The following is a 10233-nucleotide window of genomic DNA, read 5'->3' on the forward strand; positions in this document are numbered from 1 at the left end:
TATAAAAAAAATAAGGGTTTTTATTAGAACAGAATCAAAAAACAAAGAGTAAAGGGGATTTTTACAAATGGGAACAACAGAAACGAAAAAAATGAGAGTCGGCGTTGTCGGCTGCGGAGCGATCAGTGATATTTATCTGACGAACATGATTCATAACTTTGAGAATCTTGAGGTAGCAGCATGCTGCGCAGGCCATCTTGAACATGCGAAAAAGAAAGCAGAGCAGTATGGCATCAAGGGCTGTACCTACGAGGAAATTCTGGCAGACCCGTCGATTGAAATGGTAGTCATTCTGACACCGGCACCGACCCACGAGGGGCTGATCCGTCAGGCACTGGAAGCCGGAAAACACGTTTACACTGAAAAAACAATGACCCTCGCACCGGAAACGGCAGCGAAACTGATCGAGCTGGCAGAGGAGAAACATCTCTATCTCGGTTCCGCACCGGACACCTTCCTTGGATCGGCACTGCAGACCGCAAGAAAAGCGATCGACGACGGGCTGATCGGCGAGGTGACATCTTTCGAAGCATGCGCAAACCGCGATCTTGATTTGCTGGCGAGCATCTTCCGTTTTCTGCGGATGCCGGGCGGCGGTATCTGCTACGATTTCGGTGTTTATTATCTGACCGCCATCGTCAGCCTTTTCGGCCCGGTGGACCGTGTCGTTTCCTCCGTGCGCAACCTTGCGCCGAAGCGCGTCAATGTCGTCCCGGACAGCCCGGAATACGGCCAGGAATTTGACTACAGCAACGAGAGCCAGGCTTTCACGATTCTGGAAATGAAAAACGGCGTGACCGGCACATTCTGTGTCAATGGCGACAGCACCATCAACGATCAGGCGGTATTCACAATTTACGGCAAAAAAGGTATTTTAAAGCTGGTGGACCCGAACAATTTCGGCGGCGATATCGTCTACATTCCGGGCGTGAAGGACTGGACACAGCAGGCAGTTCCGGAAGTGCTGGATTATGGCTTTGCCTACAGCGAAAACAGCCGCGGCCTCGGTCCGTCCGAGATGGCAGAAGCAATTGCAGAGGGCAGACTAAACCGTGCGAATGCCAAAATGGCATACCATGTACTGGATGTGATTGATCAGATTATGAAGAGCGCAAAATCGGGCGCATTTGAGAAGGTTCCGTCCACCTGCGAGAGACCGGCGGCACTGCCGGTACCGGAAAAAGAGCAGTAAAAATAAGGAGTATTTATGGAAATATATAAATTACAGCAATTGCTGTCGGAAATGTCTTTACAGGAAAAAATAGGACAAATGGTGCAGCTGACCGGTGCATATTTTGATAAGGATGCGGTACTGACCGGTGTTGTCGGAGAACAATTACCGCCGGAATGGATAATCCGGTATGCGGGTTCTGTGCTGGGGGTGATTGGCAAAGAAAAAATATATGACATTCAGAGCAAATATATGGAACAACACCCACATCATATTCCTCTTATCTTTATGGCGGATGTGATCCATGGATGCCGGACAATTTTTCCGATTCCGTTGGGACAGGCCTGTTCCTTTCATCCGGAGCTGGTTTCCGAGGCTGCGTCGATAGCTGCCTCGGAAGCCTCTTCTGAAGGGCTTAAAGCAACATTTTCTCCTATGATTGATGTTTCAAGAGATCCGCGTTGGGGAAGAATGATGGAGTCTTTTGGAGAAGACCCGTATATGAACGGAATCATGGGAAAAGCAATGGTAGATGGCTATCAGCAGAAAAGCGATCAGGGAGTAGCAGCGTGCCTGAAGCATTTTGCAGGTTACGGAGCAGTGAATGCAGGGCGGGAATACAATGATGTTGAAATATCCCAACGGACATTTCTGGAGCAGTACGTAAAGCCTTTTTGTATGGCATTAAAGGCAAAGCCTGCTATGGTTATGACTGCATTTCATGCAATAGATAGAAAACCGATCAGTGGAAATAAAAAACTTCTCAGGGAGTTTTTGCGGGATAAAGAAGGTTTTGAGGGAACTGTTATTTCAGACTGGGGATCGATCGGACAGCTGGAAGAACAGGGAGTGGCAGCTGATCTGGAAGAAGCTGCGGTTCAGGCTGCAGAAGCCGGTGTGGATATTGATATGATGAGTCCTGCTTATATGTTTTGGCTGGAAAAGCTGGTGGAAAACGGACAGATTCCGGAATCGCTTATTGATGAGAGTGCATTCCGGGTTCTGATAATGAAAAATCAGCTGGGACTTTTTGAAAATCCGTTTGCAGGACTTGGAAAGAGTGAAAAACTCACCCCGTATCATCGGGCAAAAGCATATGAACTGACCAGCGAAAGCTGCGTCCTTTTAAAAAATGAAAAAATATTGCCTCTGTGCCAGAAACAGAGAGTGATCTGGGCCGGACCTTATGTGACATCAAAAGATTTTTTGAGTCGCTGGTCAATTTTTGGTGAACACGAGGCAGTTGAAACCATAGAGGATATTCTTCAAAAGAAGCAGATAAAGGCGGAATGTATGCCGGGCTGCAGGATGCTTTCGGATGAAGAGTGTAAGATATGGCAGGTGGAACCGGAGTGGTTTGATGAGCCAGGGAATGAACGGTGGCTGGAAACGATAACCGGGGAGGATACGGTTGTATGTGTGTTGGGGGAACATGAGTCTCAGTCGGGAGAAGCGGCCAGCAGAGCGTTTCTGACCCTGCCGGAAGAACAGCAGCTGTTTTTTGAAAAAATAGCAAAGCGCACCAGAAATATTGTAACCGTGGTAATTACAGGAAGACCGCTGGATCTGCGAAGAATATCCGAAAAATCCAGGGCTGTTATTATGGCATGGAGACCCGGAACTATGGGAGCGGAAGCAGTGGTAGACATTGTATACGGAAGAACCAATCCTTCCGGAAAACTGGCTGTAAGTATTCCATGGTGTGTGGGACAGGTGCCGGTGAGCTACTGGGATATAAAAACAGGACATATTTATGATGCCGATCATCCGGAGAACCGTTTCAGCAGCAGATATATGGACATTCCCAATACTCCGTTATATCCGTTTGGCTTTGGACTGTCTTATACAGAATTTAATATTTCGGATATTGAGGTACAGGCAGGACCGGATAAAAGAGTTCATGTACATTGTAAGGTAAGTAATACAGGTAAGGTTGCGGGGGCAGAGGTAGTGCAATGTTATTATGAAACGTTATGTTCATCTGTAGTACGTCCGAGAAAAGAGCTTGTTCGCTTTCAGAGGGTATTCCTGGAACCGGGAGAAAAGAAAACGGTAGATTTCTCTATAGATCGGGAAGAATTTTCTTATTACGATGAAAATATGGAAATCGTCTGCAGCCAGATGAAGCTTCGCATTAGCATTGGAAACAGCAGTGATCATGAATGGGGAAATAGTGTTATATTTGTTTAGCGGGGAGGACACGGCTGGAATGTGTGGAGGCCATGCCGAATTCATAGCCTATTTCTGATAGGATTGCAGGTACATCTGACGGAAGTCGGTAGGGCTTACATTTTTTGATTTCAAAAAGACTCTGTTAAACGTAGAAATACTGTTAAAACCGGATTCGAGCGACACTTCGGTGATCGTGAGATCCGGTTTTTTTAACAGGTTTTCGGCGATATGGAGCCGTTCCCTGGTGACGAAATCCGTGAAGGAGAGGCCGGTGTATGCGCGGAACAGCTTGGAAAAATGGCAGCGGGAGAATCCGGCGACTTTTGATGCTTCTTCCAGGGAAACCGGTTCGGTGCAGTGACTTGAGATCCAGGTACATGCAGCAACCATCTGGCGGTGTACCTGTGCGGAATGGCCTGTTTTTTGCGGTGCGGCAGTTTCGGTCGGCACGGAGAGATTTTCGCCGAGCAGAATAAAAAACTGATATAGCAGAACGCATCCGCGCAGTTCGGAAAAACTGATACCGGAGAGGGAGAGCCTGCGCAGCTCTGTCAGAAATCCGCGAAGCTTTTCGATTTCCGGGAAGTTGTTCTGATTCAGAAGACGGATCTGATAAAAAAGATAAGCAACAGACTGGAAATCCACGCGTTTTTCCAGAAAATCTGCATCGAGCTGAAGCATGATCAGGCGATGTTCTTTGTTGGTTGTGGAAACAGCGTGCAGCTCGCCGGGCCAGATAAAAAGAAGATCACCGGGCTTTAGCGGAAAGGTTTCTCCATTTACTTCATAGATAATGCCGTTATCCTGTGCAAGCACAATTTCGATATAGTGATGCCAGTGCAGACCGAAATAGGCGGGGACATGCGAAATAGAGATATCGTAAACATAGCTGTTAGCAAAATGATTGTTTTCGAAAAAAGAAGTCGAATCGTTTTTCATGGCAAAAGAATCCTCCGTATCTGATAAACGGTATTATACAACAGAAGAGAGAAAAAATATAGAAAAAATCGAAACATCTGGGCAATGATCGGCAATATATAAGTAGTGTTTTACGAGGATCTGTATTATGGTTAAGATATGAAAATTGTGAAGAACGGCAGAAATCGGAAAAAGAGTGATGTGATTTTGGCGAAAATTCACAATAAAAGTTTATGAAAAGTGAAGAAGTGAGAGGTAAGCGAAAAATGCAGATTTATGTAGATGGAAATGCTGTGCGAAGCGGAAATGGGCAGAAGGAATATCCATTTCAGACGATTTCCGAGGCGGCAAAAATTGCAATGCCCGGCGACGAGGTGCTTGTAGCGCCTGGCGTATATCGGGAATATGTAGATCCGGCGAATGCGGGATGTGAGGATGCAAGAATTGTGTACCGTTCTGTGGAACCGGGAAAAGCTGTGATTACCGGTGCGGAAATTGTGGATAACTGGGAGCATTTGGAAGGTGATGTGTGGACAGCGCGCGTTTCGAACGGATTGTTTGGGGATTACAATCCATATACGACACTGGTCAGCGGTGACTGGTTTATCGCATCCTACACGGCACACACCGGAGAAGTGTATCTGAATGGAAAATCTATGTATGAGGTGACAAGTCTGGATCAGGTGAAAAAGCCGGAGATCTATAAAAAATCCTGGGATCAGGCATTCACGGTTTACACCTGGTATGTGGAGCAGGACGAAGAGAAGAATGAGACCGTTTTCTATGTGAATTTCCAGGGGAAAAACCCGAATGAGGAAACGGTGGAAATTAATGTGCGCGAGAATTGCTTTTATCCATCGAAGGAGGGCATTGGTTATATCACGCTGTCCGGCTTTGTTGTAAAACAGGCGGCAACCCAGTGGGCTCCGCCGACGGCATATCAGGAAGGAATGGTCGGCCCGCACTGGTCAAAGGGATGGATCATCGAGGATTGTGAGATTTCAGATTCGAAGTGCTCGGGCATTTCACTTGGAAAATACAGACAGCCGAACAATGACAATAAATGGCTCAAATGGAAATTCAAAGATGGCACACAGACGGAGCGTGACTGTATCTGCCAGGCGCAGCGGGAGGGATGGACAAAGGAAAACATCGGAAGCCACATCATCCGCCGGTGCAACATCCATGACTGTGGACAGACGGGTATTGTAGGCCACTTAGGTGGTGTGTTCTCGATCATTGAGGATAACCACATTCACCATATCAATAATAAACAGAACCTTGCGGGTGCGGAGATCGGCGGCATCAAGATGCATGCAGCAATCGATGTGATCATTCGAAGAAACCATTTCCATCACTGTACGAGAGGCCTCTGGCTCGACTGGCAGGCACAGGGCACACGTGTTACGCAGAACCTGTTCCATGACAATACGCTGCCGAACGAGGAAAATGCAAATCCAGAAGGTATGGACGGTATCGGCGAGGATATCTTTATTGAAATTTCCCACGGACCGACACTGGTGGACAATAACGTACTGCTTTCGGACCGCGCGATGAAGCTGGCAACGCAGGGTGTTGCGGTAGTACATAACCTGATCGCGGGATCGTTTACTGCTGTCGGCCGCGGTGTCAACAATGGCTCCGAAAAGCTGCCGTCGCCACGCTACACACCGTACCATGTGCCGCATCGCACGGAGATCAACGGATTTATGACGGTTCTTCACGGTGACTGCCGGTTCTACAATAATATCTTCATCCAGAAGCCGGTTCGTGCGGGAATGGAAGAAATCCGTAAACTGACCGGAGATAATGAGTGGGATGACGGAAATCTGACAGCAGGAACCGCACCGTACAGCGGATATCCGACATTGGAGGAGTACGTGGCAAGATTTGAGGGCTATTGCGGAATGGGCTCCGGAAAGTCACCGGATCTGTATTACGAGAAGCTGCCGGTATGGCTTGGCGGCAACGTTTACTTCAATGGGGCGAAGCCGGCAGAGCAGGAACAGGACGCTGTAGTGGATACCGAGCATGAAATCACCATCGGTGTAAAAGAAGAGAACGGAAAATGGAAACTGGAGACCAATGTTTACGATTATCTGCCGCAGAATGCCTGTGCAGTGATCTCAACGGAGACGCTTGGCATGGCATTTGAGCCGGAACAGAAATATGAGAATCCGGATGGAACGCCGATCGTGTTCCGATATGACTACTTCGGAAACCGTCAGGGCATTCATCCGCTGCCGGGCCCGTTTGCATCAAAAGAGGCTGCGGAAGAAGCATTATCATAAAGAAATTCTATAGACCCGCAAAAAAATAGCGTAAAAAATTCAGCGCCGCAGAGAGTGAATGATTGCGTCACAGCCTTTTTTGCAGTGTTTTCGGGTTTTACTATAACAAAAAGGAGTATAGAGAAATGATTTACTATGTCAATAATTCCGCTCCGAAGAATGGAAACGGAACAAAAGAGATGCCGTTCAAGTTCATCAACGATGCGGCAAAAATTGCAAAGGCAGGAGATGAAGTTCTGGTTGCACCTGGTATTTACCATGAATATGTTGATCCGGTCAACGGCGGAACCGAGGATGCGAGAATCGTCTATAAGAGTGAGAAGCCGCTCGGCGCAAAGATCACCGGTGCGGAAACGATGAATGACTGGGAGCATTACAAAGATAATGTGTGGGTATGCCGTGTAGACAACGGAGTTTTTGGCAATTATAACCCATACACGACAATGGTCGGCGGTGACTGGTATTTTGCACCGGTGGTACGCCATACCGGCGCGGTTTATCTGAATGACCGCCAGTTATACGAGACAGAGACGCTCGAGGAGTGTATCAAGGGCGAGGTTTATGCGCCGTCCTGGGAGCCGGAGTGGTCGGTTTACAAATGGTATACCGAGCAGGACAAAGAGAAAAATCAGACGGTCATCTACGCAAACTTCCAGGGTAAAAACCCGACGGAGGAAAAAGTAGAAATCAACGTGCGCCGGAACTGCTTTATGCCGTCGAAAACAGGCGTAAATTACATTACGTTCAGTGGATTTGATGTCAGCAAGGCAGCAACGACATGGGCGCCGCCGGCTGCTTATCAGGACGGTATGATCGGTCCGCACTGGTCGAAGGGATGGATTATTGAGGACTGTGAGGTCAGCAACAGCAAGTGCTGCGGTATTTCGCTCGGAAAATATTACGATCCGGAGAACGACCATTACTTTACCAGAAAACACGTAAAAAGCCCGACCCAGATGGAGCGTGATGCTGTGTGCCGCGGCCAGTATCACGGCTGGACGAAGGAGAACATCGGAAGCCATATCATCCGCCGCTGCCACATCCATCACTGTGAGCAGACCGGTATTGTCGGACGGATGGGCGGTGTGTTCAGTATCATTGAGGACAACCACATTCACAACATCAACAATATGCAGCAGCTTGGCGGAGCCGAGATTTCCGGTATCAAGATGCATGCAGCGATCGATGTTGTGATGAGAAGAAATCATATTCATCATTGTACGATGGGCATCTGGTGCGACTGGGAGGCACAGGGAACACGCCTGACCCAGAACCTGCTGCACGACAACTGCCCGCCGGAGGGAACACCAAAGGCAGAGGGCGCAATGATGAGTCAGGATATTTTCATCGAGGTTGGCCATGGTCCGACCCTGATCGATAACAACATTATGCTCTCACCGGTCAGCGTTCGTATGGCGACCGATGGTATTGCCTGCGTACACAATCTGATGCTTGGCTCATTAACTGCAGTTGGCGGCGGAACAGGAGACCGTTACACGCCGTATCACATCCGTCACCGTACCGAGGTTGCCGGATTCATGACATTCCTGCATGGCGATGACCGGTTCTACAACAACATCTTTATCCAGAATTACCCGGTTGAGGAAACAGAAACGGTTGAGGACATGGGCTTCAAGATGGAGGATAACCAGGAGGTCGGAACGCATGTGTTCGACGAGTATCCGACCTATGACGAGTGGATCAGCCACTTTGAGCTGGATAAACCGGCCGACATGAGCAAGCTGGAGCCGTATCACAACAAGTGCCATCTGCCGGTTTGGGTAAACGGAAACGCTTACTTTAACGGAGCAAAGGCGTGTGTGAATGAAAAAGAGAATCTTATGGATAACGAGAACCAGGTTAAGGTGGAACTTGTGGAAAAAGACGGCCACTATTCCATCAAGACGAACGTGTATGAGTTCCTGAAGGATTTCCGGACGGGAATTATCAACAGTGATATTTTAGGATACGCCTTCGAGCCGGAGCAGAGATTCGAAGATCCGGACGGAAGCACGATTATCTTCGATCAGGACTATCTTGGCGAGCACCGCGGCGTGGCAGCAATGCCGGGACCGTTTGCGGATGGAGCTGAGGCAGAGAAGATTCTGTGGTAGAAGAAATCAGAACTTACCGGTTGATATGAAAAAAACAGGGCGCTGTGCAGGAAATGGCACAGCGCCCTGTTTTGGTAAAAGGAAAGTCAGGATGCCTTTGCAGAATCTTTTGCCGTCGGCATTTTCGCGTATAAGATTTTCAGTATAATCGGTGTTGCAACACTCGAGAAGAGAATCAGCAGAATCACGGCACTGAAGAAATCGCCGGATAAAAAGCCTGCATTCAGACCCTTTTGCGCGACGATCAGACAGACTTCACCGCGGGTCATCATACCGACACCGATTTTCAGGCTGTCGCCCCAGGTAAAGCCGCATCCCTTTGACATCAGGCCACAGCCGATAATTTTTGCGACAAGGCCGACGATGACGAAACAGATGGCAAAGAGTACGAATTTCTCGTTCATGCCGCTGAGCGTTGTTTTGAGTCCGATACTTGCAAAGAAAATCGGTCCGAAAATCATATAGGAGCTGATATCCATTTTTTCTTCGATGTAATCGGAAGAATCGAGGGAACACAGGATAACGCCCGCAACGTATGCACCGGTAATATCGGCGATGCCGAAATATTTTTCGGAAATGTAGGACAGTCCGAAGCAGAGTGCAAGACCCAGAATCGGGAGACGGCGGGTGTGCGGAAATACGGAGTTCATACGGTTGAACAGCTTAAAGCAGAGAAAACCGAGCACAATCGCAAGGGCAAAAAACAGAATGGTGGAGGCTGCTACTTTCAGCGGATTGGATGTCGGATCTTTAAAACCGATGACAACAGTCAGCACAATGATACCAATGACATCGTCGATGATGGCTGCATTTAAGATGGTTGTTCCAACCTCTGTTTTCAGCTTGCCGAGTTCTTTCAAGGCCTGTACGGTGATGCTGACCGATGTCGCAGTCAGAATAACACCGATAAAAACAGCGTGGTAAAATTCTTCCGTTCCGACAGCAGAGAAGCCATAAAAGCTCATGTATAAGATGGCTCCAAGAACGAGAGGAACAAAAACACCGGCACAGGCGATCAGCAGGGATTTCACTCCGGTGCGGAGCAGATCCTTCAGGCTGGTGCCAAGACCTGCGGAGAACATCAGCAAAATGACACCGATCTCCGCCATTTGTGCGAGAAAGTCAGACTGCTGAACGAGTCCCAGCACACTGGGTCCAAGGACAATACCGGCAATCAGCTCGCCCACAACCTGCGGAGCCTTGCATTTTCTGGCAAGAATACCAAACAATTTTGCGAATACGATAATGATTGCCAGGTCTTTTAAAATGACATACGTATCCATGAAAAAGATACCCCCTTTTATGAAGTTTATGTATGTGTCGGCAGCTTGAAAGAGCAATGCCGGAGTTTGATACGCATACATTTTCAGTATAACAAAAATTGAGAAAAAATACTATCGGCAAGAAAGAAAAAATAAAGTAAAACGGAAAAAGAGATATAGAAAAGAGCATGTAGATATAGTATGATCAAAGCAGCAAATAAATTTTACATGGAGTTCAAAAAGCGGGATCAAAAAAACGAAAGACTAACTATTAAAAGTCAAGCCTTAAAATGATATTTTTTGAA

6 protein-coding genes are annotated in these 10233 nt (G+C 47.7%); 4 read left to right on the forward strand and 2 right to left on the reverse strand.

Annotation, left to right across the window (positions count from 1 at the left end; translation table 11 throughout):
• The first annotated feature begins 67 nt into the window (after nt 1–67).
• Nucleotides 68–1192 (forward strand): Gfo/Idh/MocA family protein, encoded by a 1125-nt coding sequence (locus DXB83_RS15545; protein WP_117510713.1) that lies wholly within the window; start codon nt 68–70, stop codon nt 1190–1192.
• Between the two features lie 15 nt (nt 1193–1207).
• On the forward strand, nt 1208–3361 hold the full coding sequence (locus DXB83_RS15550) for a glycoside hydrolase family 3 N-terminal domain-containing protein (RefSeq protein WP_118697841.1): 2154 nt from the start codon (nt 1208–1210) through the stop codon (nt 3359–3361).
• A gap of 48 nt (nt 3362–3409) precedes the next feature.
• Here the strand turns inward: DXB83_RS15550 and DXB83_RS15555 are convergent, their stop codons facing one another.
• Nucleotides 3410–4282: an AraC family transcriptional regulator gene (locus tag DXB83_RS15555; RefSeq protein WP_117510717.1), complete on the reverse strand. Its 873-nt coding sequence runs from the start codon at nt 4280–4282 to the stop codon at nt 3410–3412.
• A 245-nt stretch (nt 4283–4527) separates the two neighbouring features.
• Here DXB83_RS15555 and DXB83_RS15560 point away from each other — a divergent pair, with 245 nt between their 5' ends.
• Both DXB83_RS15560 and DXB83_RS15565 read left to right on the forward strand, forming a co-directional pair.
• Nucleotides 4528–6552, forward strand: coding sequence for a right-handed parallel beta-helix repeat-containing protein (locus tag DXB83_RS15560; RefSeq protein ID WP_117510719.1), 2025 nt, complete (start codon nt 4528–4530; stop codon nt 6550–6552).
• 125 nt (nt 6553–6677) lie between these two features.
• Complete coding sequence (locus DXB83_RS15565) at nt 6678–8666, forward strand: right-handed parallel beta-helix repeat-containing protein (protein WP_118640839.1); 1989 nt, start codon at nt 6678–6680, stop codon at nt 8664–8666.
• A gap of 86 nt (nt 8667–8752) precedes the next feature.
• On the opposite strand, the gene DXB83_RS15570 is transcribed toward DXB83_RS15565, so the two are convergent.
• Entirely contained in the window at nt 8753–9949 is a 1197-nt protein-coding gene (locus DXB83_RS15570; protein ID WP_055226128.1) for a cation:proton antiporter, read from the reverse strand.
• Nucleotides 9950–10233: the final 284 nt, after the last annotated feature.

This window comes from Blautia sp. OM06-15AC, from assembly GCF_003481425.1.
Classification (GTDB): Bacteria; Bacillota; Clostridia; order Lachnospirales; family Lachnospiraceae; genus Fusicatenibacter; species Fusicatenibacter saccharivorans.

Bases quoted from the DNA above. Each gene is read 5' to 3' on its own strand.
- DXB83_RS15560 (WP_117510719.1), top strand. From the start codon at position 4,528: ATGCAGATTTATGTAGATGGAAATGCTGTGCGAAGCGGAAATGGGCAG.
- DXB83_RS15565 (WP_118640839.1), top strand. From the start codon at position 6,678: ATGATTTACTATGTCAATAATTCCGCTCCGAAGAATGGAAACGGAACA.
- DXB83_RS15555 (WP_117510717.1), bottom strand. From the start codon at position 4,282: ATGAAAAACGATTCGACTTCTTTTTTCGAAAACAATCATTTTGCTAAC.
- DXB83_RS15545 (WP_117510713.1), top strand. From the start codon at position 68: ATGGGAACAACAGAAACGAAAAAAATGAGAGTCGGCGTTGTCGGCTGC.
- DXB83_RS15570 (WP_055226128.1), bottom strand. From the start codon at position 9,949: ATGGATACGTATGTCATTTTAAAAGACCTGGCAATCATTATCGTATTC.
- DXB83_RS15550 (WP_118697841.1), top strand. From the start codon at position 1,208: ATGGAAATATATAAATTACAGCAATTGCTGTCGGAAATGTCTTTACAG.